The organism is Nitrosomonas sp. Is35, from assembly GCF_033063295.1.
Lineage (GTDB): Bacteria > Pseudomonadota > Gammaproteobacteria > Burkholderiales > Nitrosomonadaceae > Nitrosomonas.
Map to the genome: position 1 here is coordinate 1,827,715 of NZ_JAWJZH010000001.1, position 23,651 is coordinate 1,851,365.

General features: G+C 46.7%; 20 protein-coding genes. 11 read left to right on the forward strand and 9 right to left on the reverse strand.

Annotated features, from left to right (window positions below):
- Window positions 1-263: 263 nt before the first annotated feature.
- Window positions 264-659: a lysophosphatidic acid receptor gene (locus tag R2083_RS08615; RefSeq protein ID WP_317538191.1), complete on the reverse strand. Its 396-nt coding sequence runs from the start codon at window positions 657-659 to the stop codon at window positions 264-266.
- 59 nt (window positions 660-718) lie between these two features.
- Between R2083_RS08615 and R2083_RS08620 the strand changes: the two genes are divergently transcribed.
- Window positions 719-1,396, forward strand: coding sequence for an IS1595 family transposase (locus R2083_RS08620; protein WP_317537134.1), 678 nt, complete (start codon window positions 719-721; stop codon window positions 1,394-1,396).
- 17 nt (window positions 1,397-1,413) lie between these two features.
- On the opposite strand, the gene nhaC is transcribed toward R2083_RS08620, so the two are convergent.
- Complete coding sequence (nhaC, locus tag R2083_RS08625; RefSeq protein ID WP_317538192.1) at window positions 1,414-2,844, reverse strand: Na+/H+ antiporter NhaC; 1,431 nt, start codon at window positions 2,842-2,844, stop codon at window positions 1,414-1,416.
- A gap of 7 nt (window positions 2,845-2,851) precedes the next feature.
- A complete protein-coding gene (msrB, locus tag R2083_RS08630; protein WP_317538193.1) occupies window positions 2,852-3,319 on the reverse strand; it encodes a peptide-methionine (R)-S-oxide reductase MsrB in 468 nt (155 codons plus the stop codon).
- A 41-nt stretch (window positions 3,320-3,360) separates the two neighbouring features.
- On the opposite strand from msrB, the gene R2083_RS08635 reads away from it, so the two are divergent.
- A complete protein-coding gene (locus tag R2083_RS08635; RefSeq protein ID WP_317538194.1) occupies window positions 3,361-4,512 on the forward strand; it encodes an RNA methyltransferase in 1,152 nt (383 codons plus the stop codon).
- Between the two features lie 103 nt (window positions 4,513-4,615).
- On the opposite strand, the gene R2083_RS08640 is transcribed toward R2083_RS08635, so the two are convergent.
- Window positions 4,616-4,867 (reverse strand): hypothetical protein, encoded by a 252-nt coding sequence (locus tag R2083_RS08640; RefSeq protein ID WP_317530552.1) that lies wholly within the window; start codon window positions 4,865-4,867, stop codon window positions 4,616-4,618.
- A gap of 672 nt (window positions 4,868-5,539) precedes the next feature.
- Here R2083_RS08640 and R2083_RS08645 point away from each other — a divergent pair.
- From R2083_RS08645 to R2083_RS08680, 8 genes are all read left to right on the forward strand, one after another.
- The gene (locus R2083_RS08645) at window positions 5,540-7,012 is read left to right on the forward strand and encodes an NADH-quinone oxidoreductase subunit M (protein ID WP_317538195.1); all 1,473 of its coding nucleotides are present in this window, start codon (window positions 5,540-5,542) and stop codon (window positions 7,010-7,012) included.
- Between the two features lie 10 nt (window positions 7,013-7,022).
- On the forward strand, window positions 7,023-10,295 hold the full coding sequence (locus tag R2083_RS08650; RefSeq protein ID WP_317538196.1) for a DUF2309 domain-containing protein: 3,273 nt from the start codon (window positions 7,023-7,025) through the stop codon (window positions 10,293-10,295).
- 1 nt (window position 10,296) lies between these two features.
- Entirely contained in the window at window positions 10,297-11,865 is a 1,569-nt protein-coding gene (locus tag R2083_RS08655) for an NADH-quinone oxidoreductase subunit L (RefSeq protein WP_317538197.1), read from the forward strand.
- A gap of 7 nt (window positions 11,866-11,872) precedes the next feature.
- A complete protein-coding gene (locus tag R2083_RS08660) occupies window positions 11,873-13,459 on the forward strand; it encodes a NuoM family protein (protein ID WP_317538198.1) in 1,587 nt (528 codons plus the stop codon).
- A gap of 1 nt (window position 13,460) precedes the next feature.
- A complete protein-coding gene (locus tag R2083_RS08665) occupies window positions 13,461-14,966 on the forward strand; it encodes an NADH-quinone oxidoreductase subunit M (protein ID WP_317538199.1) in 1,506 nt (501 codons plus the stop codon).
- 46 nt (window positions 14,967-15,012) lie between these two features.
- Window positions 15,013-16,062: a carboxysome shell carbonic anhydrase domain-containg protein gene (locus R2083_RS08670; protein ID WP_317530547.1), complete on the forward strand. Its 1,050-nt coding sequence runs from the start codon at window positions 15,013-15,015 to the stop codon at window positions 16,060-16,062.
- A 309-nt stretch (window positions 16,063-16,371) separates the two neighbouring features.
- Entirely contained in the window at window positions 16,372-16,605 is a 234-nt protein-coding gene (locus tag R2083_RS08675) for a hypothetical protein (protein WP_317530546.1), read from the forward strand.
- A 175-nt stretch (window positions 16,606-16,780) separates the two neighbouring features.
- A complete protein-coding gene (locus R2083_RS08680) occupies window positions 16,781-18,049 on the forward strand; it encodes a SulP family inorganic anion transporter (protein ID WP_317530545.1) in 1,269 nt (422 codons plus the stop codon).
- On the opposite strand, the gene nudB is transcribed toward R2083_RS08680, so the two are convergent.
- From nudB to R2083_RS08695, 3 genes are all read right to left on the reverse strand, one after another.
- A complete protein-coding gene (gene nudB, locus R2083_RS08685) occupies window positions 18,046-18,501 on the reverse strand; it encodes a dihydroneopterin triphosphate diphosphatase (RefSeq protein ID WP_317538200.1) in 456 nt (151 codons plus the stop codon). The two genes, R2083_RS08680 and nudB, sit on opposite strands and share 4 nt — an antisense overlap.
- Window positions 18,502-18,522: 21 nt before the next feature.
- Entirely contained in the window at window positions 18,523-20,304 is a 1,782-nt protein-coding gene (aspS, locus tag R2083_RS08690) for an aspartate--tRNA ligase (RefSeq protein WP_317538201.1), read from the reverse strand.
- Window positions 20,305-20,405: 101 nt separating this feature from the next.
- Entirely contained in the window at window positions 20,406-20,711 is a 306-nt protein-coding gene (locus tag R2083_RS08695) for a zinc ribbon domain-containing protein (RefSeq protein ID WP_317538202.1), read from the reverse strand.
- Between the two features lie 239 nt (window positions 20,712-20,950).
- On the opposite strand from R2083_RS08695, the gene R2083_RS08700 reads away from it, so the two are divergent.
- Entirely contained in the window at window positions 20,951-21,646 is a 696-nt protein-coding gene (locus tag R2083_RS08700) for a laminin B domain-containing protein (protein ID WP_317538203.1), read from the forward strand.
- On the opposite strand, the gene hslU is transcribed toward R2083_RS08700, so the two are convergent.
- Window positions 21,647-22,978, reverse strand: coding sequence for an ATP-dependent protease ATPase subunit HslU (gene hslU, locus R2083_RS08705; RefSeq protein WP_317538204.1), 1,332 nt, complete (start codon window positions 22,976-22,978; stop codon window positions 21,647-21,649).
- 93 nt (window positions 22,979-23,071) lie between these two features.
- A complete protein-coding gene (gene hslV / locus R2083_RS08710; RefSeq protein ID WP_317530539.1) occupies window positions 23,072-23,593 on the reverse strand; it encodes an ATP-dependent protease subunit HslV in 522 nt (173 codons plus the stop codon).
- Window positions 23,594-23,651 lie beyond the last annotated feature (58 nt).

Genomic DNA, 23,651 nt, shown 5'->3' on the forward strand with positions numbered 1-23,651 from the left:
CTCCCGCAAATATTGATAAAGCAAAAATTAAATGGATATCGCTTGAACTTCACTACTCAACTTTGTTGAGTTGACTCAGTGCATGAATTCATGACGATTGCATGTTAATCTGCGGGATAACTTAAATCTATAGTCTGTTAATCCTTATTTTATAAGGAGTTAATAGTAGGTTATGACTAAGATTACCAGGAACTCTGTCCCGGGAATGTCATTGCCTTAATCTATTGAAGCAGAAAAAAGTGATTTGCTTGCAGAAGAAAAAATCAAGACGAAACAACATCTTTGGATGAATTTACGGAAGGTTTCTGGGACAACTTCCCCCAGTAGCAACCGGCACAGATTCCGATCAACCAACCGGTAACAACCAGTATTGGCATTAAGTGCGAGCCGTTTGTATCACGAAACTGCATGATCAATAGTCCAAGCGGTGCAGCACCCATGACGATAAAAGCACATAACCCTATCGCACCGTTGCTCCAGCGCAATATGCCATAAGACAACAGCAAGAATGGCAGAATCATGATTAGCTGAGTATGCCAAGGGATGCCGCTCCACAGTAAACCAAAGCCAAGAAACGACAATAAAAATCCGCCTATTAGAGCGGCCAAAATAATACGTATGGTTTTCCAATGACTGCGGTGATTTGATACTTCTTTCATCTTTATTCCTTAGGGTCTTAGGAAGTTAAGCACTTACGGAAGTGTGTTAACTTACTGAGATGAATGTTAAAAATAGATACTATTTCCGTTCTCGGATTGGAGAAGCTAAATTCAGACAACTTATTCGCTATTTTGTTTTGGATTTTACCGCTACAAGTACCGCGCAATTGACCGGTATTTCTATCCGATCCGTCAATACGATTTACCTCAAAGTGCGGCAAAAAATTGCCTACTGCTGCGAACTTGAATCGCCGCTTCAAGGTGCTGTGGAAGTTGATGAATCTTATTTTGGCGCGCAGCGTGTCAGAGGCAAAAAAGGTCGAGGCGCTTATGGTAAAACCATTGTCTTTGGCGTTCTGAAACGCCAAGGGAAGGTATATACGGAGATTGTTCCTGATTGCTCCAAAGCCACGTTACAAGCTATTATCCGTGGGCATGTAGCACCCGATACCATCATCCATTCTGATGGCTGGCGCGGATATGACGGGCTGGTCGATATTGGTTTTGATAAGCACTTCAGGGTTTGTCATGGCAACAATGAATTCGCCAGTGGCGAGCGGCATATCAACGGCATTGAATCTTTCTGGAGCTTTGCAAAAAGGCGTTTGGCAAAGTTCAATGGTGTTCCTGAACATACCTTTTATTTGCATTTGAAAGAAACCGAATTTCGTTTTAATCATCGCCGTGATAATCTCTATCATCAGATTCTCAAATTATTACGTTTAAACCCGCTTTAACTTCCTAAGACCCTTCCTTAATATGATCGCGGTGTATTTTTATCACGCAACAAGCCAACCCCCACGATGGCCATTGCAATGGAAACAAAAGGATTCAATAAGTTCAGCAAAGCATAGGGCGCATAATCCAGTGTTGGAACGCCCAGTGTCGCCACATAAAAAGTACCCGCCGTTGTCCATGGAATGAGTCCGGTAGTCAAGGTGGCGCCTTCTTCGACTGAACGGGACAGCACTGCCCTATCGACCTTCCTTTCAAGGTATGCGCTCCTGAACAGCTGGCAATTGAGAATAATAGAGATATAAGCCTCTCCCATCGCAATGTTTCCGATCAATCCGGATAGGATAGTGGTCGCGATCAATGTGCTGACACGCTGAATGCGTGCGATGATATGGGTGAGCAGCACTTGCAGGAACCCGGCATGATGCATCACACCGCCGAGCGCCAGCGCCATGATGGACAGTAATAGCGTCCACGCCATGCTGTACAATCCCCCGCGTCCGAGTAAATCGTCAATGTTCTCAATTCCGGTAGTACCCAGCGAATTGACCCACAACGCGTTGAATACATCAACGCCATCCCTGCCTTGATAAGCGACGGCAATCAGCATGGCCAGCACAATACTGCACGACATGCTCACTTCGGCGGCGTAGCGCTTGATACTCAAACCGAACATCAGCAGCAGCGGCAGCAGTGTCACCCAGCCATTTAATTGATAAGCGCCTGCCAAAGCGGTACGGATTTCATCGATATGCGCTCGCGGTAAAGCATTATCACTGTAATGCTCTCCGATAATCATGAAGATCACCAGAACAATTAGTAACGTCGGTACTGTTGTGTAGAGCATGGAACCGATATGCCGGTACAAACTCGTTCCAGCGCTCATGGCCGCCAGATTGGTGGTATCCGAGATAGGCGATAATTTATCGCCGAAAGTGGCGCCGGAAATAATCATGCCGGCCACGAGCGGCAGTGGAATGTTCATCGCCTCACCGATACCGATCAACACCACTCCGATTGTTCCAACCGTGCCCCAGGAAGTGCCGGTAGCAACCGACATGAAACAGCATAAGATCAACCCTGCCGCCAAGAATGTGCCCGGACTCAACAAATCCAATCCGTAGTAAAGCAGGCTTGCGATGGTGCCGCTCTGCATGAAACTGGCAATGACCATGCCGATCAACAGAAAAATATAGATTGCTGGCAGCGCCTTGATGATGCCATCGTCCATCATGCGCCGGATATCGAGAAAGGAATAACCCAGCCAGCGCGCTTGCAGGCACACCCAGATCAATGCCAGAAAAATAACGGCATGAATGCTGATCGCAAATACGAACATACCGAGTGAAATCAACAGAAACACACCGGCAAAGCAAACCAGCGCTTGCAATAGCGTTGGCAACCGTTGCGAAGTGAGCAATTCCTCAATGAGTGGTTTGGTTTCTGTCATTGCGAGCCTATTTTCTTTCTTCATGCGCGAATAATGCAAGCAACTCGCCGTAGCCTTCCGTTTGTAAATCTTCTTTTCTTACAAACCTTAACGCGGCAGAGTTAATGCAATAACGCAGGCCCGTTGGCGGCGGGCCGTCGTTGAATACGTGCCCCAGATGACTATCCGCATAACGGCTGCGGGCTTCCGTGCACGGCATCCACATCGCATAATCGCTCTTAAGCCGGATATACTGTTCGTCAATCGGCCGGTAAAAACTGGGCCATCCGGTACCCGAATCAAATTTATGAATTGACGCAAACAGCGGTTCACCCGATACAATATCAACATAAATCCCGGCAGCTTTGTGATCCCAATATTCATTTTGGAATGGCGGTTCGGTGCCGGCATTTTGCGTCACCTGATACTGCAACGGTGACAAATCGGTTTTCAACAATTCAGGATCTTTAGCAAAATTTTCATAGTGATTCGCCATCACGGATCTTCCTTTTCAATAAATATAACTGACTATTCATCATGAAATTCACAGGGACGGTAACGCATTTATCGCAAAAGGGCTTGGGTGTGGTCAAAAACACCCAGAATAACATTTCTTATTTTGTTTATGGCACTTGGCCAGGAGATAGCGGTGAGTTTGAAACTATTGACAAGCCGCTGAATAATAAAAAATTTGCTTATGCCAAATTGATACAGCTCACGCAACCTTCGGCACAAAGACAAATACCCGCATGCCCTTTTGTCAGTCTGGAAGAAAATGCCTGTACCGGTTGCTCCTGGATGATCGCTGATTATACAAGCCAGCTCGAGCAAAAACGAAATCGCTTCCTCTATACCATGCAACGAGCCGATTTTGATCCGGCTCAGTTGAATGTCAGCGCTATTCAGCCAGCGCCGCAAATATATGGCTACCGCAACCGCTGCCAAATTAAAACGGATGGAATAAAACTCGGTTTCGTATCCGAAAACTCGCAGCAAATTGCACCGGTGAATGATTGTCTGGTACTCAATGAACAGTGCCGGAGCTTGCTGCAAACGGCAATTCAGCAGTTACCCGATAAAACTTGGCAGGAAAACTCCGGAGACAATTGGCTGTTTATTGAACTGGATGACGACATGCAAGCGGACGAAATCCGTACAAACCAGAAACGCCCGTTCAAACAGGGCAACACGCAGCAGAATCAGTGGATGCGACAGTGGTTACGGAATACACTCGCTCGCAACTCCCAGATAGGAAAAGCGGTGGAATTATTTTGCGGTTCGGGGAATTTCACGCAAATCATTGCGGAATCGAACTGTACTGCACTTATCGCTTACGAATCCGACCCGGATGCCATTCAATTATTGAAAAGCAAAGCGCTGGCGAAGGTAACTCCACACGTCGCGGATCTTTTCAGTCCGTCAATTTGGAGGAACATGCAAAAAACGGTATGCGATGCAACAACGTTGGTTTTAGACCCACCACGCGCCGGACTAAAAAAACATCAGGGCTTTTTTTCCTGCTTCGCTGCGTTAAAAACGATTATCTATATTTCCTGTAACCCGGAAACTTTCGCGCGCGATGCCTGGTTCTTTCAACAAAATAACTGGCAAATAAACGAGATTCAACTGATTGACTTGTTTCCGCACACTCCCCATATCGAAATATTGGCGGAATTTCGAAAGATTTGAGTACCCAAACGAGCTTATGGATTGAAAAGTAAATTGAGAGAATAAAAAAGGAGCCAATACTCACTGATCGTTAGCATTGACTCCTTATAAGGCTAATAAGGGGTTAAGCTGCAACTTTTACTGAAGAAAAACGCGCTTTATTTTTTGACACCATATACAACATTGCAACAGCAAGATAGCTCAGAAACAGAATTGATCCACTCATCACTTCCAATCCCACCCAACCTATAACAGAGTGTATTTGTGGCAATGTCGGGAGAGCGCCAAATAAAATAACGCTGACCAAGGGAATAATACCGAACACTACAAAGCAGATCTTTATTGCTGTTACAAAAAGAAATCGGCTCATTTTCATAAAGCCTCCTATAGAAGAGTTTGCAAAATTTGCCTTTTCAGGCGCATTCCGATCAATTCAGAATCTCAGAAACGGCAAAATTCACATAAATTTTACAACATTCTCACAAAATATTCACAATCTTTTTAATCGAAATTGGATATCTACAATCAATTAAATTTTATACACAGTAACTTATCCGGTTTTAGCGAAATTCATGATGGAACCTTCAGTCACTGCGGCCCATTCATTTCAAATGGATAATGATTTCGCATCCTTTCATTTTTTGTTGCAAGCGCAAAAAAAATTTCTGTACTTCCGCTTCTGAATCACCGCAAAAAAATACTCAGAATTTTGCTCAATCAAAAACCGCTAGAACACCATAAATTCGATTCTCTGCAACCAGACAACCGGTTTGAGAAAGTTTTTTCATGCCTCATTATCTTCACTTTTAATTCACATGCATTTCACTTTTAATTCACATTCATTGTGTTAGCTTACCCTTACAGCAACAGGGATTTAATGATTTCTGATAGTGGTAGTACAGTTTTTCTGACATAGAGGCAGTTTTGGTCCGATTCATACATCAGATTTCGGTTCACTTAAAAATTTCAAACAAATATGTTGAATTATTTATAAATATTTTTAATAAAAACTTAATCTTATAATAAAAGTAAAAGGATAAATCGTTCGATGGGAATACTCAGTACATTACTTCTAACACCAGTATTAGGTATTCTGATACTTGCGTTAATTCCGAGTAAGAACACAAACCAAATCCGTTTCACCGCTAATCTAATTGCACTCCTGGTATTTCTCTTAAGCTTCTGGCTGGTTCTTAATTACGATCGATCGGATGGTCAAATACAGTTCTATGAGTATTTTGTTTTTAATCCCAAGCTGAATACTGCACTTGCATTAGGCGTCGACGGATTATCACTGCCCATGGTGGTATTGGCCGCATTGCTCACTGTAATTGCGCTACTCGCTTCTTTCAACATCGCACACAATATCAAAAGCTACTATGTCAGTATCCTGCTGCTGGAATTGGGGATGCTGGGCGTATTTCTTTCGCAAGATTGGTCATTGTTCTATATTTTCTGGGAATTGACTTTAGCGCCGCTGTTTCTGCTCATTGATCGCTGGGGAGGTACACGCCGTCATGTCGCCAGTTTGAATTTTGTGCTTTATACGATGGGTGGCTCTATTTTCATGCTGATCAGTTTATTGGCGATCAGTCAATACATGCCGCCGCATGGCGGGACTCTGATGTCTGCGATGACCGTCGCGGCACAGAGCATGCCAAGGAATGAGCAAGTTTGGGTTTTAATTGGTTTTCTGATCGGCTTCGGCGTTAAGATGCCTATTTTTCCACTACACGGCTGGTTGCCATTAGCTCACGTACAAGCACCAAGCCCAGTCAGTATATTGCTATCGGGAATTCTTCTCAAAATGGGCGCCTACGGCATGATCAGAGTCATTGTCATGCTGCCGGAAGCAACACAGATGCTGCAAACACTCTTAATAACCCTGGCATTGATCGGAATGATTTATGGCGGTGTTCTGGCATGGCGGCAAACGGATATGAAAGCGATGGTGGCATATTCTTCGGTCAGTCACATGGGGATCATCCTGCTCGATATTGCCACCATGAATAAAACCGGCCTGATTGGCGCTGTTTTACAAATGACTGCGCATGGTCTGGTAGCGGGAGCAATGTTTCTGCTGGTGGGTTTGTTATACGAGCGCACCCATACCCGAAATATTCTGGACTATAGCTCTTTGGTAAGAGTGATGCCGCGTTTTGCCCTCTTCATGACGATTACTTTATTCGCAGCAATGGGGTTGCCTGGTACGGTGGGTTTTATTGCAGAACTGCATGCGATCGTCGGTGGATTCCAGCAATGGGGAAATCTCATGATACTGCTGGGGGTGAGTATCATGATCGGAACAGCTTACGCCATGCGCACCATCGGTATGTTATTCACCGGTCCGGTAAAACCCCAGATGCGTAACATTGAAGATTTAAAGTTGTACGAACTCATAGCAGCTGGTTTTCTGGTTGTATTGATCGTGCTGTTTGGTTTGTGGCCAGCGCCTTTGATTGACCTTTCAATGGCAACCATGAATCAAATGAACGGCATTATTATTCAAAGTATTCAATAGGATAACTGAAATGAATTCCGAATCTCATGATCTACGTCACCATATCATTGAAGCAATCCATCACTTGGATCATATTCTTCCAGGACAACGCCCGCTGCATAAATTTGTGCATCACAACACCATTCATGGTTTTCAACATCTCCCGTTCGAAGAAGGTGTGGCGGAATATGAAAAATTAACCGGTGTTTATGGTTATTTACCGGATTCAAAGAACAGGGACCTTTATCAGCAAGGCAAAATAACCGACACAGACCTTGCAGCCGCGTTTGAACATACAAAAAACTTACAGTCTGAGCACATTGTTTTTCATGCCAACGATCTGACAATCAATCGTAGAGATATCTACCAAATTGCGCTGCTGCATGAGCTGCCTACTCTGTCGATCAGTCAATTGAATTGGCAGATCGAAGAACGGAATGTGCTGCATACCATTCAACCGGATGTTTCTAAAGAAGCGCGTGCACGGATGCTCAGCTGCATTTCCGATCCCAATATCGCCGTTAAACAGCTTTGGGAAAGCATTCTCAACAAACTGGGTATTGAGCTAACCGACTTGCACCCCGAGAACATGTTGGATCTCTCAGAAGAGCAGGCCAAAGAGTGGCTGGAAAAAATCCAAACAAACCTGGCAAATGGCGAGGGCATTCCCGTACATCAAAAAATGCGTAGGGATGCGGAAACCAAACTCAATGAAATGCTGGCGCAAATCGGCAACAAAATTACATTACGCAGTTTTGTTCTGGCTTTAAGCGGTATCGATATTCTTTATTCCATTAGGCCGCAGATCATACGAATCTGCGCATCGGTACTGGATGAAGGCGTTGCGGCATGGCAATTGCCCGGTCGCAGCAAACTGGGGCTCTATGCAGCTTGGCGCTCGACAGCGCATTTCGACGTGAATCCTTTTTTACACGATTTGCCCGACTGGCAAAATATTGTCGACGAAACACCGGAAGATCCGGTCGATTGCATTATTCTGCAATTAACCAACATGGAGATTCCACAAGACAAATGGGAAGATTATATCCAGCAGCTGGCGCTTGAGTTGCCGGGTTGGTCGGGAATGATCAATTGGCGTGAGCATAATCCTGATTACCATACGGAAAATGACGCAACGCTGCATATGGCCGATTATCTGGCTATCCGTCTCACATTGGATCGGCTATGGCTCAATCAGGCCTGCAAAGACACCTGGAAGATCGAAGCCAAGCTGGGAACGATCGGCTATTATTTTCGCAGAAATTTATCCGAGTTCATGGTCCGGAAGCAATTGTATGATGGCAATTTACCGGAGTATCTGACCAATCTTGCCAAGGATTTGATTTTGCGCGCCGGATCCGAACGCGAGCAACGGGAAGAATGGCAATCCTTAGCCGACCTGACATGGACTTGGCAATTCAGTCCACTGGTTAAAAAAGATTCTGAACACGCGGCTTTTAATAGCGGCTGGCGGCTTTTCCGGCTGTGCCAGCATCTAGGGCTCACGGCTGCGGATATTCATGGCATGCAGAAAAACGATTTACTCCAGATGCTGACGGTACTGGACGAATTTAATGCGCCTGAGCGCAGCAAAATATGGCTGTATGCCTACGAATATCATTACCGGGAAGATTTTTTTCAAACTCTGCGAGCCAATGTTGGCCGCGGCCGCTGGGCCAAACGTACCCAGCGGCCGCAAGCGCAGATTGTCACTTGCATGGATGACCGTGAAGAGAGTCTGCGCCGCCAACTGGAAGAAATTAACCCCGCCATTGAGACCATAGGCGCTGCAGGATTTTTTGGCGTGCCAATGAATTACAAAGGGATAGACGATGTAGAAATTAAAATGCAGTGCCCGGTGGTCGTACGCCCTGCAAATGATGTCAATGAAGTCCCGAGAAAAGGCGCGGAACCGATACTGCAAGAGCATTTCAAAGGATATCGTTTTTATAAGAAACTCGCTTATGTGATGAATCAATCATTGCGGCGCAGTCTTATTCTTTCGCATGCCATCATTGATACATTAGCGCCGGTTGTGTTTGCCGGCCTGCTCGGCAGAGTGTTTTTACCGAAATATTTTCTGGCGCTCAATACCACCTTGCGTCAAAGTATTGAAAAGAAAGTCCCCACCGAATTGATGTTCAAAGCGCCTGCTTCGGATACGCCCGCAACCCCGGATCAGCCCCGGTTGGGCTTTACCGATACGGAACAAGCCGACCGGTTAACGGTATTCATGCGCACGACCGGCTTATCGTACGGTTTCGCCCCTATTGTTTGCTTAGCCGGCCATGGATCGACCAACCTCAATAATCCGCATGAGTTTGGTTACAACTGCGGCGCCTGTAGCGGCAAGCGTGGCGGACCGAACGCGCGGCTTTTTGCAGCCATGGCAAATCGTCCGGAAATTAGAAAATTACTCGCCGAACGCGGCATTCACATTCCCGACGACACCTGGTTTGTCGGCGCTGAACACGACACCTGTAGCGACGAATACTATTGGTATGATCTTGAAGATATTCCACAAAGTGTATTGCCTGCATTCGAAGCATTCAGGAACGATTTAATCAAAGCGAGTAAAGCTTCAGCTCACGAACGTTGCCGGCGCTTTGTCTCGGCTAACAACCCTCGCACCCCGGAAGCCGGAAAAGAACATGTGACCTTGCGTGCAAATGATTTTTCGCAAGCATTTCCGGAATTCAATCACGCCACGATTGCCGCAGCGATCATCGGGCGGCGATCCGTGTCGCAAGGAACATTTTTGGACCGGCGTGTTTTTCTCATTTCATATGATCCCACGCAGGATGCCGATGGCAAGTTGCTTGAAAATCTTTTGTTAGCGGTCGGTCCGGTGGGTGCAGGTATCAACCTGGAGTATTACTTCTCCACGGTAAACAATGACTATTTTGGCTCCGGCTCTAAAGTCACGCATAACATTACCGGGATGTTCGGCGTGCTGGAAGGCACCAGTAGCGATTTACGTACCGGGTTAACCAAACAGATGATTGAAATCCACGAACCGTTGCGATTGCAGGTTTTAGTGGAAGCCAAAACCGAAATACTGGGACAAATTTATGAGCGGCAAGCCAGCATCCGTGAACTCGTCGGCGGTGGTTGGATTTTGCTGAGCGCAATTGATCCCGATACGGCTGAAATTTCAGTATTTGAACGTGGCGTTGGATTTGTTCCTTGGCAAGCGGCAGGAAAACAAGTGCCTGAATATGAGTCGTCCGTTGCTTACTATCAGAGCATCAACGTGCCCTTGCCACCTGCTTTAATCAAACAACCTCATCCGACAGGAGCCTAAAATGGATCAATTGGTTTTTTTAATACCGTTATTGCCATTCATAGCCGCTGCGATCATCGGTTTCGGTATTTTGTTTGATCGCATCAGCGGAAAAAAAGACGAGCCGATCAGCGCAAATGTGGCTAAAAATGCCATTACCTTGTCGTGTTTGATCGCGATCGCCCTGTTAGGCGCTGATTTATTGGGTATCAATTCCAACTATACTTCGCTAGGAAAATGGCTTGGCAGCGGCAATCTCGTCGTTGAATTCAATTTCATCACGACAGGTTTCAGCGTCATTGCAGCCGCCTTATTTTCGATAATTTTACTCATAATCGCGCGCTTCTCAACAAGCTACATCCATGCTGAACCCGGATTTCACCGCTTCTTTTTTGTTTTATCCTTGTTCTCGTCGGCGATGCTGCTGCTCATACTCTCGGGTAATGCGGTTGTTACGTTTATGGGCTGGGAGTTAGCGGGATTGTGTTCGTATTTATTGATATCTTTCGCCTATGACCGACCCACCGCAACCATTAACGCCACACGGGTTTTTGTAACCAACCGTATCGGAGACGCCGGCTTTATTCTAGGCATAGCCCTTTCCTTTTACTATGCCGGAACGACGAATTGGTTCAACCTGAACGAAATTGCAACAACGCTATCAACACCGACTGCCACCGTAATCAGCTTATGCTTCGTCGTCGCTGCGGTTGCCAAGTCAGCGCAACTGCCATTTACACCCTGGCTAGCAAGAGCGATGGAAGGACCCACGCCTTCCAGTGCTGTGTTCTATGGTGCTGTGATGATCCACGCTGGCATCTTTTTGGTTATTTTACTGCGGCCGCTTATCGAGCTCGCACCGCTCACCATGTCCGTGCTGGTGGCGATTGGATTGTTTACAGCAATTTATAGCTATATTGTCGGATTGACACAAACCGATACCAAAAGCTCACTATGCTTTGCCATTACAGGGCAGTTGGGTCTTATGTTTTTGGAATGCGGTTTGGGTTTATGGGAATTGGCGAGCTGGCATTTGTGCGCGCATGCCATAGTGAGAAATTACCAGGTGTTAACAGCGCCTTCGTTACTGCGCTATGTCTATGGCAATCCGATGAAACCGGTAGCCGCCGCAATCGCCAATAAACGCTGGTTATATATCGCATCGTTGCAGCGCTTCTGGCTTGATCCGATTGCCGATAGAACATTGGTCAGACCTATTTATGGTCTTGGACACGATTTGGACCGGTTCGATAAAAATATCATCGATCGTGCCATGGGTGCTCCCGTTTCTTCAAACTACACCATCTCATCACTGACGCAATTGGAGAAAAAGATGGGTAAAGATATCCGTGATGGAATACACCTTGAGTTTGTCCGCGGTAGCGGCATAGTCGGAAAATTCTTTGAATGGGCAGCAAATATCATGAGCTGGTTTGAAGATCGTTTGGTATTGCGCGGTATCGGCATGGATACAGTCGATATTGGCAGAAAGCTCGGGCAGATTGCGAATACTTTTGAACAGACTATTCTCAAACCGCGTTACCTGGTGCTGTTTGTATTCATTGTCTTAATGATTGCCGCTTCAATTTGAGGTTTCGATGGATATTACACAAATTACTTATTGGTCAGAAACAGTTTCTTTTCCAGTTTTGTCGGTACTGACGCTTATTCCGCTGGTTATGATGGCCGCAGTCATCATGACATCCTCGCCGGTTATTGCTTTACGTCTAGGCTTCGTTGGAACGGCAGCGACATTTTTGCTCAGCGTCTATTTACTATCAGTTTTCGATCCCGACTTGCCGGGTATCCAACTCTATGAGCGCTATCAAGGCTTAGGCGTAACCTATACGGTCGGTGTGGATGGCACTAATATTTTATTTATACTGCTGACATCCACTCTGGCATTACTAACCCTTATTTATACCCTCACGGCGCGGCATGTGTCAGACCGTACTCATATTGCCTCTTTACTGGGTTATGAAGCCATTCTGATCGGTGCTTTTGCCGCACTGAATGCAATGCAGTTCTGGTTGTGGTGTTTTCTTGAAATGATCCCTATTGTCTTGATGACACTGCGATCGGGATCAAGCCAAAACCGGCGGTGGGTTGTGGCGTTACTGTTACAACACTTCAGTAGCGGATTGTTGATGGCGTTGGCAGGGTTTTTGATGCTTGGTTTTGGCGTCATGTTAACGACTGATGTCTTATCGTTCGATTGGCTTGTTCTGAAGGAAAGCAATGTTAGTCATGATTACCCGACATTGATTTTTTTCCTGCTTTTATTCGGTTTCGCCATTCGCATGCCATTGTTTCCATTTCATGCCTGGCTGCCGGTAGTGGCTGAACATGGCACTATCGCAAGTGTCGGAATTTTTCTAGTCAGTCTGAAACTGGGCATTTATGCGATCGTACGCTATTTAATCCCCCTGCTTCCCGAAGTTGCGGAGCAATGGGCTTGGTTTGTGACCTTGCTCGGTTTAATCGGGATTTTTTACGGTGCATTGCTAGCTTTCATGCAAATTAATTTTCGCCGCTTGATCGCCTTTGCAATCATCAGTCAAACCGGACTAATCACTGTCGGTTTATTTGATTCCAGCACACATAGTATGGAAGGCGGTATCGTTCTGGCCTTATCGTTCGGTATGGCGACCGCCGGCATACTGCTCAGTCTTGGCATGATCTATAAGCGTACGCACACAGCTTTTATTCCACGCTTAGGCGGCATGTTTGACACGAATGCGGCCATTGCCGTTTTATTTGTCATTTGCGCGTTAAGTACGATGGGTATGCCCGGAACACCGGGGTTTGACGGCATCCATTTGTTAATCGATGGCACTATTCAAGGTCAAGGGTGGCTTATTGCCATTGCCATTTTATTTGGTAACGTTTTGACAGTTGGATTGCTGTTACGTGCTTTCCAGCAAATATTTATCGCTGCACCGAAGCGTTTCCAAGGGCCTTTTGTGAACATGCATCACGCCAGTTCCCCGCCCTCTCCCAGGAACGAATGGATTATCACCATTGCCATCTGCGGCTTGCTCATAGGCGCCGGACTGAATACTTCACCGTGGTTGCATATCATTGATCAAAATATTCATGCCGGCAGTAATTCTCACAACAATATCGACGCGCTTAATACTAGCAAGCCGCTGACTACGCAATATATTATTTCAAAGGACAATTAGAATGATTGAAGCTGATTTCCCGCTGCTAAGCCTTACGATAATTGTCCCCATATTAGGGGCCGTATTGGCTGGATCAATACGTAATGTCGATTTTTCGAAGCAAGTGGCCTTTTTTATCGCTGTGCTATCTTTTCTTCTAACAATCTGCGTACTTATTTTATTTGATGCGGATAAAAGTGAATTTCAACTCGTTGAACGCCGCGCCTGGATTTCGCTTTTGAACATCGAATATTTGATCGGCGTTGATGGTATCTCAGTTTTGTTTTTGCCGCTGACTGCATTGCTGACCGTGATTACGATGTTAGCCTCGTGGAATACCATTTCCCATACTTCACGCTTTCATTTCTCTTTATTACTGGCGCTTGAAGGCGTCAGCATTGGAATATTCTGTGCCTTGGACACGGTGTTATTTTTCCTGTTCTGGGAGCTAACGCTGCCACCGTTCTTTTTCTTAATCGGTTTATGGGGCATCGGTTCGCATCGGCGCAGCGCAGCAATGAAATATACATTGTTTATGCTGTCCGGCGGCGTCACCTTATTGCTGGCAATTATCGTATTGGCGACAAACCATGCGCTACAATCCGGAGGGCAAATACCTACAGATTTGTCTTTCAGCTTACCCGTTTTGCTAGATACGCCGTTACCGAATGAATTGCAAGAACTGGTCTTTCTCTTACTGTTATTCGGCTTCGCCGTAAAATCACCGCTGGTTCCATTACACACTTGGCTACCTACAGTAGCGACCGAGGGGCCAACGCACATCGTCGCCATTCTGGTGGGTCTGAAATTGGGTATTTATGGGATTTTGCGTTTTGCGATGCCGCTGGCACCGGTTGCCGCAATGGAATACAGCTGGGTTTTGAGCGTGATTGGGGCTTTTACACTCATCTATGGGGCCTTGATCGCATTGCAGCAAACAAATCTGCGCCGCCTGCTCGCCTACGCCAGTGTCAGTCACGTCGGATTAGTCATGGTGGGGATCGCATCGCTCAACATACAAGGATTCCAAGGTGCTATTTTTCAATTGCTGAATTTTACGCTTGTAGCCAGCTCACTGATGCTCATAGCGGGCTTTATACAGCACCGGCTCGGTAGCACTGAAGCGATTCATTTAGGCGGGCTTGCTAAAGTCATGCCGAAACTGACGGCTTTTTATTTCCTGTTTACGTTGGCAAGTATTGGAGTACCCGGTACCAGCGGATTTCCGGCTGAGTTGCTGATGATTCTGGGCGCAATCAGCGCGCACTCTGTTTTAGGCATTGCAGCATTATCCGGTGCGATACTTGGCGCAGCCTATATGCTATCGTATACACGCCGGACTTTCTTGGGGCCGATTGTTCATGACGATGTCAAGCAAGTAATTGATCTGCAATTACGAGAAATGATTTTACTACTCATTCCGGCGCTGCTAATATTAGCTCTAGGTTTTTATCCTGAATACATTCTTAATATTAATCAAATTGCTTCGGAAGAATGGCTGTCTCGATTAACCTTAACAACCCGCTAGTTTTAAACTCATAATTCATAATATGCTAAATTTTTTTAGGAGAATGATGAAAAATTCGAATACTGGAATCGATTATTTACTCGATTTAAATGCAAGACATTCGCAAGCTTTCATAGATTTGGCCACAGAGCGCCGGAGGTATAGAGGCGAACATCCAACCGAAATAGCCGCGCTAAAATGCATGGATGGCCGATTGCATTTGCCGGTTATGACACAAACCGCGCTTGGGATCATTCAGCCATTTCGTAATTTGGGTGGTATCTTTGATCTGGGTTGGCCATTTTTTCAAGCAGCTATCGATCAATGGGTCGAATATTCCATCAGCCGCGGCAGACACTGTTTGGTTTTTGTCACCTATCACTTTGCTCGTGGAGATACACACCGCGGCTGCCGGGGATTCCATTACGATACGGAAGCTGCAAAAGCTGCTGCCGTTAAGCTAAAAAGTCAATTTCAATCGGTTTATGGCAAGGGTGGCGCGGTAGTGCCCATCGTTTGCGGCATTGAAACCGACTTGGATGCTCTGGTTCTGCACGGTGAAGATGGCCGCTCCGTTGATTTGGCGAATGCGAAAGAATCGTCGCAACTTGAACTGGAAGAAATGCTGCGTTCACTCTACCCCACAATGCCTGAAAGGGTTATCCGGGACTTGATGCCACTGGTGCGGGGGAATATCCGGCATATTGCAGAAATCCGTTCTACCAATCGGCCCATCGAAGAATCTGAACACAAAGAATGGGTAATCGGCGTTGGCCGTGGCTTTGACTGGCTGCATGTCATCAATACCGCGTTTATTGTCGGACCTTTTGATCCTAATCTTTCCGTTGCGATTGAAACAGCCGCCAAGCTTCTGAAAAACAATATCGACGAAGGCCGGATTGCTGCTGATGGTGTGGTGCTAATGACTTCCGGGGTGTATCGCGATGAAGCCGGTCCGGAATATCTCTTAGCAAAAGAAAAAGCGTTATTCCTCGGTAAATTTGCACTTAATATCATCAAGGATAAGGTTCCCGATCTAGCGCCTCATCTGCAAATACTGACAGCCTGTAATAACTTGAATACCAGAAAGCTTGAGGTAATCGAAAGAGTTGGATAAAACGCTACATAAATGAACAATTACTCACAATATGTTTTTTTTGATGCAGTAACTTCAGATCAATTTGTTTTGGTTTTTACAAAACAAAAAAACATAATTGTTTCAATACAGAATGGTCATTACACATTAGTTTCATAGACTAATACTGTTTTGGCCATTTCTTTTATGTGATTGACACCAACAATCAACTTTAAAAAGGAGGCAACCGCTCACCCAGTTACACAATAGCTTCGATAGTGACAGCCAGCGTTGTGTGTATATCCCCTAGATTTATCAATTTATCGCTGTTCCAACAAAAGGAGAAGTGCTATGGGTTTATTTGATTGGTTTACAGGTCTTTTCAGTTCTAAAAGCGACGAAGAGAATAAAGCAAGCGAAAACAACATAGAAAGAGATGATGATAAAGATCAGGCTGATAATGATTCAAGTCTGCAAGACGGGCATGAAATAGCATCGGAAACAATTGAATCTAAAATACAAACAAGCGGTGAGGCCGATATACAGCACAATGACGATGAGCCTCAAGTAATCAATCTTAAATGACTTGAATATATAAAAAATCCCGTACATAAGATTACGGGAATTAATACCATTAGAATTTTATTCGTTAAAAATGCAGGAATTTGCCTTCCTGCAGTATTTTCCTTGAGCACCCAGCAAAGTTTGCATGCAATTATCGTTTGGTATTGCATTAACAAATTATCTGAAGTATCGAAATATGCATAATTCCGCAGCATTTCAAGCTAAATTCCTCACGCGTGATCTGCAAGCCGGGGTAATCACAGGAGCAATGGCAATTCCATTGACTACCGGCATTGCACTGATGTCCGATTATCCAATCAAAGTTGCGCTAGCAACCGTTGTTTTTGCCTGTTTTGTTGGTTGGATCAATGCCTGGTTCAAACCCGGCAACTATATTGGAGCACCAGGAGTGGCTGCTGGCTTAGCGCCGGTTTTGGCACTAGGGGTTGCCAATTTTGGTATGGCCAATATGGCATTTGTGATTTTCCTGACGGCATTTATGCAAGCTATCATTTGGAAATTCAATCTACAGAAATATATTCTCCTGGCAGTGCCTGAATATCTGGTTGAAGGCTTATTGGCCGGTGTGGGACTTAAAATTGTCCTCAATTTCTTTGTCATGACGTATGAAATACCGGCAGAATCGGTATCCGAAGGCTTCTGGAATAGCGCTCGTATTTTGATGATCGTGATTTCGATCTCAGGCTTTGCTGTTTTTCTTTACCTTTTTGCCAAATTCCAAGCAACACAACCGGCGATCCCTTATTTTGTTTTAATTACTGCGGGAGTCATATTGGCGCAATTTGTTGCCATGCCGATGCTGCATGTGGAAGATGTGCCGCTCAATTTATCATTGCCGCTACCGCATTTCGATAGCGCATTGACCTGGTTGTATGTCATCGGTTTTGCAGCCATGCTGGCGGTTATCGATGTCATCGAGCAAGTCATGAGCAATGCAGCTATTCAGAAAATCGATCCACTAAACCGCAAATGCAATACCAACAATAGTTTATTGGCGATCTGGATCGCCAATATGGGATCCAGTTTCTTTGGCGGCATGACCAATCTGGATGGTGTGGCTAAAAGCACTACGAACAAGCTGGCAGGCGCTTATACAAAATTCTCCGTACTGGTGATCGGCTTGGTTATCTTGTTCTTTGTATTGAACACGGAGTTGTTAGAGTTTTTGCCCAAGTTTTCTTTGGCGGTGATCATGATTTTTACCGGCTGGAAAATGATCATGGGACTCGTACACGTCGCGCATCAAGGCCAGTATGCGATGATGCTTGCGGTCATTTGCGCCCTGCTTGTTTACCGTCTCGGCATTTTTGAAGGTCTATTGCTATCGCTATTGATGCACGGACTCATCAATTTCATTGTGATTTACCAAGTGCATCACACCAAGAGTATAAGTATTGTTAAAAAGTATTTGGAGCGTTTTTCCGGACAAGGCGGTGTCGATTAACGATTATTCCGCTGAAGATTTTGGCGTTCAGGCAAATGACGAATGGCGTCCGCGTTGCTGCTCGAAAACACTTTATCCGCTGCTTGTTGCCAAGGCAACCACATGAAGTTTAAATGTTCTCTGGCGGCAATCCGGATTGGCAGGATGCCAGGTAAGCTTAACCCAAACACATGTTCGGTATTGAACCGAACATCCGGTCCATAGCGCCAACGCCACTCTTCGTAAATTTCATAGCGATTTTCAGTTTGCCAATCAGTCAGCGCATAATCGGCAACGTTCAAACCGGTTTCTTCAAATACTTCCCGTGCTGCTGTTTGTGTCAATGTTTCACTAGAGTCCTGGCTTCCAGTCACCGATTGCCAGTAACCGGGGTGATCGGCGCGCTCCAGCAATAAAACCTGCAAATCAGCGGTATGAATCACCACCAACACAGAAACCGGTATTTTGTACATCCACAAACACCCGGTTGCCCGTTAACTGGGCTTGGTTTCAACCTGTCGCAGACGGATGTTCAATTCCCGCAATTGTTTTTCATCCACGGTGCTGGGCGCATGCGTTAACAAGCACTGCGCGCGCTGCGTTTTAGGAAACGCAATCACGTCCCGGATCGATTCCGAACCGGTCATCATCGTCAGAATACGATCCAGGCCGAATGCAATCCCACCATGCGGCGGCGCGCCGTATTGCAGCGCTTCCAGCAAGAAACCGAATTTCTCTTGTGCTTCCTGTTCGGAAATATTGAGTGCGCGGAACACCTTCGATTGCACTTCCTGGCGATGTATCCGCACCGATCCGCCGCCAATTTCGGAGCCATTCAGCACCATGTCGTACGCTTTGGAAAGCGCTTTGCCCGGATCGGTTTCGAGCAAGTCCTCGTGCCCGTCAGCCGGAGACGTAAACGGGTGGTGCAATGCTTGCCAGCGATTTTCTTCCTCATCCCGTTCAAACATCGGAAAATCGACAACCCATAGCGGTTTCCAGCCGGATTCAGCGTGTCCGTGCTGATGTCCGATTTTGATACGCAGCGCACCCAATGATTCGTTGACGACTTTGGTTTTGTCCGCCCCAAAGAAAATCAAATCGCCATCCTTTGCGTTGGTGCGCGCCAGAATGGTTTTAATTGTTTCTTCCGGTAAGAATTTCAGAATCGGCGATTGCAACCCTTCCACACCAGCCGCGAGATTATTGACTTTGATATAAGCCAAGCCTTTGGCGCCGTAAATTGCGACAAAGCTGGTGTAATCGTCGATTTCCTTGCGTGACAATTCCCCACCCCTGGGCACGCATAGCGCCGCGACACGGCCATCGGGTTTTTCCGCGGCTTCACGGAATACCTTGAACGGCACATCTTTCATGATGTCGGTCAATTCGGTGAATTCCAGCGGGATACGCAAATCCGGCTTATCCGAACCGTATTTGTGCATGGCATCGGCATAAGTGAGACGCGGAAAAGGATCGGGTAAATCCACATTGCTCACGGTTTTGAACAAGCCGCGTATCATTTCTTCCATCAACGACATGATCTCATCCGCTGACAGAAATGAGGTTTCAATATCGATTTGCGTGAATTCGGGCTGCCGGTCGGCGCGTAGATCTTCATCGCGGAAGCAGCGCGTGATCTGATAATACCGGTCGAATCCGGATACCATCAGAAGCTGCTTGAACAATTGCGGTGATTGCGGTAAAGCAAAAAAATGACCGGCATTCACCCGTGACGGCACCAGGTAATCGCGCGCGCCTTCCGGTGTGGATTTGGTCAGCATCGGCGTTTCAATGTCGAGAAATCCATGTTGATCGAGAAACACACGCACCGCCATCGCCACTTTATGCCGCAAGCGCAGATTCGATTGCATCGCAGGACGGCGTAAATCCAGATAACGATGTTCCAGCCGCACTGCTTCGCTGATATTGTCGTCATCCATCAGGAACGGGGGCGTCAGTGACGGATTCAATACCTCAATGGAGGCCACCAGAATCTCAATCTCACCGCTGACCAACGCGGTATTGATCGTTCCCTCCGGACGTTTTCTCACTTTACCGGTAATTTTCAGGACGAATTCATTGCGAATTTTTTCCGCGACCTGAAATGTTTCCACGCTATCGGGATCGCACACGATCTGTACCAGTCCTTCACGATCGCGCAAATCAATGAAGATCACACCACCATGATCCCTGCGCCGGTGCACCCAGCCGAAAAGAGTTACGGTTTGACCCAGATATCCGGTGTTAATGGCGCCACAGTAGTTTGTACGCATAGTTCTATTCAGTAGTCAGAATGGTGAGATAAGTGATTTTCCGGTATTACCGGCAGTAGCCAAGTACATGCATCGCGTTGTATTGGGATATTGCGGATCCGTTAATCGGCAGCCGCCGTGGAAGCGGAACTGCTTTCTGTTGTTGCCGGTGAATCCGTAGCGGCAGATGCCGCAGGTTGCGTATTTTCTTTTGCACTGGCTTTGGATTCCGTTTTCTGTGTTTTATTATTCTTAAAGTCAGTGACATACCAGCCGCTTCCTTTTAGCTGAAATCCAGCCGCAGAAATACGCTTCACATAATTGCTGCCGCCGCAGACAGGACAAACTGCAATAGGTGCATCGTTAATTTTTTGCAAATGTTCTTTCTCGGCACCGCATGAATTGCATAGATATTCATAAATAGGCATAGCAACCTCCGACAATCCAATATTGAGAAACCGGATATTATACCTTAACCGCTCTTGTTGGATAAGCATCCATGCTGCCCCGGTATCCGTACCTCTCAATATGCAGCTGAATCGAAATTGTTATTCAGGCCGATTCTACAATAATGACTTTATCTATTTGACAAAATGAGAGAATCCAAACTATATTCACTTCAGCTTTAGGACACTTTCAGCTTCAACCCTACCCAAGGAGACTATTTATGATCCGTTCTGTCATTTCTGTTGCTTGCTGTTTGACTATTCTGAGTTATTCCACGATCGCCGCCAGCTCACTCGTATCCAGCACTTTCGATAGCGATGCTGATGGCTGGAGCGGACTCACAACGGATGGCTCTCCTTCCTGGTCGGTCATCACCAGCGGTTTAACGCCCACACACAGCGCAGACGGCGTACCCGCCGGTTCCATTACGCTTGCCGATCCCGATTCGCAATGGACATATTTTAGCGCCCCCGGCAAATTCCTCGGCGATCAGAGCGCTGCTTTTGGCGGCAGCCTTCAATTCGATAGCCGGTATATGGTTGCGGGCACGAGTTACGCCAATGAAGCCGAAATTGTCTTAAAAGGCGCCGGACTGACGCTGGTTTATGAAGCCACCAACAGCTTGCCAGCCGCTTGGACGCATTTCGATGCTGCGCTCACAGCCGGTACTTGGCGGGTTGCCGATACTTTTTCCGGAGCTTTGGCCACCGATGCGCAATTGCTCGCTGTTCTTTCCAACCTGAATGCACTTTGGATCAATGCCGAGCACTTTACACCGGTGATGGAAGTCATTGCTCTGGACAATGTCAGTCTCCTGACACCGGTACCCGAGCCCGAGATCTACACAATGTTGCTTGCCGGATTCGGGTTGCTCGGTTTTGCTGCCTACCGCAGAAAAACGCTGCAAGCAGCGTAATTACAACACGTAGCGCGCCAAGTCTTCGCTTTGCGATAAGTCTTTAAGGCGCTGATCAACATACGCTGCATCAATCACAATCGTCTTTCCGCTGTGTTTTGGTGCATCGTATGAGATGTCTTCCAGCAGTTTCTCCATCACCGTATGCAACCGTCTGGCACCGATGTTTTCCGTTTTACTGTTCACGGAAAAGGCTATTTCAGCCAAGCGTTTGATTGCATCTTCGCCGAACTGCAATGTAACGCCTTCCGTGGCCAGTAGCGCTTCGTATTGACGGGTCAGACAGGCATCGGTATTGGTGAGTATCTGCTCAAAATCACTGACACTCAGACTGGTCAACTCAACGCGAATCGGGAAACGCCCCTGCAACTCAGGAATTAAATCGGAAGGTTTGGACATATGAAATGCGCCGCTGGCCACAAACAGGATATGATCGGTTTTGATCATGCCGTATTTGGTTGAAACGGTCGTGCCTTCAACCAGAGGCAGCAAATCGCGCTGCACCCCCTGGCGGGAAACATCGCCGCCGGTATGCCCTGCACGGCTGGCAATTTTGTCTATTTCATCGAGAAACACGATGCCGTTCTGTTCCACATTCTGGATCGCCGTCAACTTCAATTCTTCATCGTTCACCATTTTCGCCGCTTCTTCTTCGAGAAGAATCTTCCTCGCTTCACGGATTGTCAGCTTCCGGGTTTTCTTGCGTTCCCCGGTCATATTCTGGAACATACCTTGAATTTGCGAGGTCAAGTCTTCCATTCCCGGTGGCGCGAAAATTTCCATATTGGCGCGCGGCGCGGCGACTTCGATTTCGATCTCTTTATCGTCCAGCTCACCTTCGCGTAATTTCTTGCGGAATTTCTGCCGCGTCGCGTTATCCTGATCTTCTATATTCGAATGAACACCAAAATCTCTGGCAACGGGCAATAAAGCATCAAGAATCCGGTCTTCAGCCCGGTCTTCAACCAGCGGCTGCTTTTTGCGGGTTTCATTTTCGCGTGATTCCTTAACAGCGGTTTCCGCCAAATCGCGGATGATCGAATCGACATCGCGCCCGACATAGCCGACTTCGGTGAATTTGGTCGCTTCAATTTTGATGAAAGGCGCGTTTGCAAGCTTTGCCAGACGCCGCGCAATCTCGGTTTTACCGACCCCGGTCGGACCAATCATCAGAATATTTTTCGGCGTGATTTCCTGACGCAGCGGATCGGCAACTTGCTGCCTGCGCCAGCGATTTCTCAAGGCAATGGCGACGGCACGCTTGGCTGCATCCTGGCCGATAATATGTTTGTCCAACTCATGGACAATTTCCTGCGGGGTCATTTGTGACATGGTTTTAAATTCTGTGATAGGTGTGATGTAAATAGAGTATCGAATACCGTTCCGGTGTGGATTGTTACAACGGTATTGCGCGATTACCAGATATCAATCAATGGTTTCGATAATATGGTCCTGGTTTGTATAAATGCAGATATCGCCCGCAATGGTGAGAGCTTTTTTCACGATATCGTGCGGCGGCAAATCGGTATTTTCCAAAAGCGCGCGCGCTGCTGCCAATGCATACGATCCGCCGCTGCCGATGGCGGCAATACCCAGCTCCGGCTCAATAATATCGCCCGCACCGGTCACAATCAGCGTGGCGTCTTCGTTAGCAACCACCAGCATGGCTTCTAACCGGCGTAAAATCCGGTCGGTGCGCCAATCCTTGGCGAGTTCAACCGCGGCACGCATGATATGTCCGTGATGCGCTTCCAATTTACCCTCAAAGCGCTCAAATAATGTGAACGCATCCGCAGTGCCGCCGGCAAATCCCGCCAGAATTTTATCGTGATAGAGTCTGCGCACTTTACGCGCGCTGGATTTGGCTACCACCGCCCCCAGCGTTACCTGACCATCCCCACCGAGGGCCACTTGACGTCCGCGTCTTACTGAAACAATTGTTGTCATGGAATTCGTTTAATTCGTTACAAAATCGCATTATAACGTATAAAACCAGGCTGATTCC

Excerpts from the sequence above, each read along its gene's own strand:
- R2083_RS08615 (WP_317538191.1), bottom strand. The coding sequence starts at position 659 with ATGAAAGAAGTATCAAATCACCGCAGTCATTGGAAAACCATACGTATT.
- R2083_RS08620 (WP_317537134.1), top strand. The coding sequence starts at position 719 with ATGAATGTTAAAAATAGATACTATTTCCGTTCTCGGATTGGAGAAGCT.
- nhaC (WP_317538192.1), bottom strand. The coding sequence starts at position 2,844 with ATGACAGAAACCAAACCACTCATTGAGGAATTGCTCACTTCGCAACGG.
- msrB (WP_317538193.1), bottom strand. The coding sequence starts at position 3,319 with ATGGCGAATCACTATGAAAATTTTGCTAAAGATCCTGAATTGTTGAAA.
- R2083_RS08635 (WP_317538194.1), top strand. The coding sequence starts at position 3,361 with ATGAAATTCACAGGGACGGTAACGCATTTATCGCAAAAGGGCTTGGGT.
- R2083_RS08640 (WP_317530552.1), bottom strand. The coding sequence starts at position 4,867 with ATGAAAATGAGCCGATTTCTTTTTGTAACAGCAATAAAGATCTGCTTT.
- R2083_RS08645 (WP_317538195.1), top strand. The coding sequence starts at position 5,540 with ATGGGAATACTCAGTACATTACTTCTAACACCAGTATTAGGTATTCTG.
- R2083_RS08650 (WP_317538196.1), top strand. The coding sequence starts at position 7,023 with ATGAATTCCGAATCTCATGATCTACGTCACCATATCATTGAAGCAATC.
- R2083_RS08655 (WP_317538197.1), top strand. The coding sequence starts at position 10,297 with ATGGATCAATTGGTTTTTTTAATACCGTTATTGCCATTCATAGCCGCT.
- R2083_RS08660 (WP_317538198.1), top strand. The coding sequence starts at position 11,873 with ATGGATATTACACAAATTACTTATTGGTCAGAAACAGTTTCTTTTCCA.
- R2083_RS08665 (WP_317538199.1), top strand. The coding sequence starts at position 13,461 with ATGATTGAAGCTGATTTCCCGCTGCTAAGCCTTACGATAATTGTCCCC.
- R2083_RS08670 (WP_317530547.1), top strand. The coding sequence starts at position 15,013 with ATGAAAAATTCGAATACTGGAATCGATTATTTACTCGATTTAAATGCA.
- R2083_RS08675 (WP_317530546.1), top strand. The coding sequence starts at position 16,372 with ATGGGTTTATTTGATTGGTTTACAGGTCTTTTCAGTTCTAAAAGCGAC.
- R2083_RS08680 (WP_317530545.1), top strand. The coding sequence starts at position 16,781 with ATGCATAATTCCGCAGCATTTCAAGCTAAATTCCTCACGCGTGATCTG.
- nudB (WP_317538200.1), bottom strand. The coding sequence starts at position 18,501 with ATGTACAAAATACCGGTTTCTGTGTTGGTGGTGATTCATACCGCTGAT.
- aspS (WP_317538201.1), bottom strand. The coding sequence starts at position 20,304 with ATGCGTACAAACTACTGTGGCGCCATTAACACCGGATATCTGGGTCAA.
- R2083_RS08695 (WP_317538202.1), bottom strand. The coding sequence starts at position 20,711 with ATGCCTATTTATGAATATCTATGCAATTCATGCGGTGCCGAGAAAGAA.
- R2083_RS08700 (WP_317538203.1), top strand. The coding sequence starts at position 20,951 with ATGATCCGTTCTGTCATTTCTGTTGCTTGCTGTTTGACTATTCTGAGT.
- hslU (WP_317538204.1), bottom strand. The coding sequence starts at position 22,978 with ATGTCACAAATGACCCCGCAGGAAATTGTCCATGAGTTGGACAAACAT.
- hslV (WP_317530539.1), bottom strand. The coding sequence starts at position 23,593 with ATGACAACAATTGTTTCAGTAAGACGCGGACGTCAAGTGGCCCTCGGT.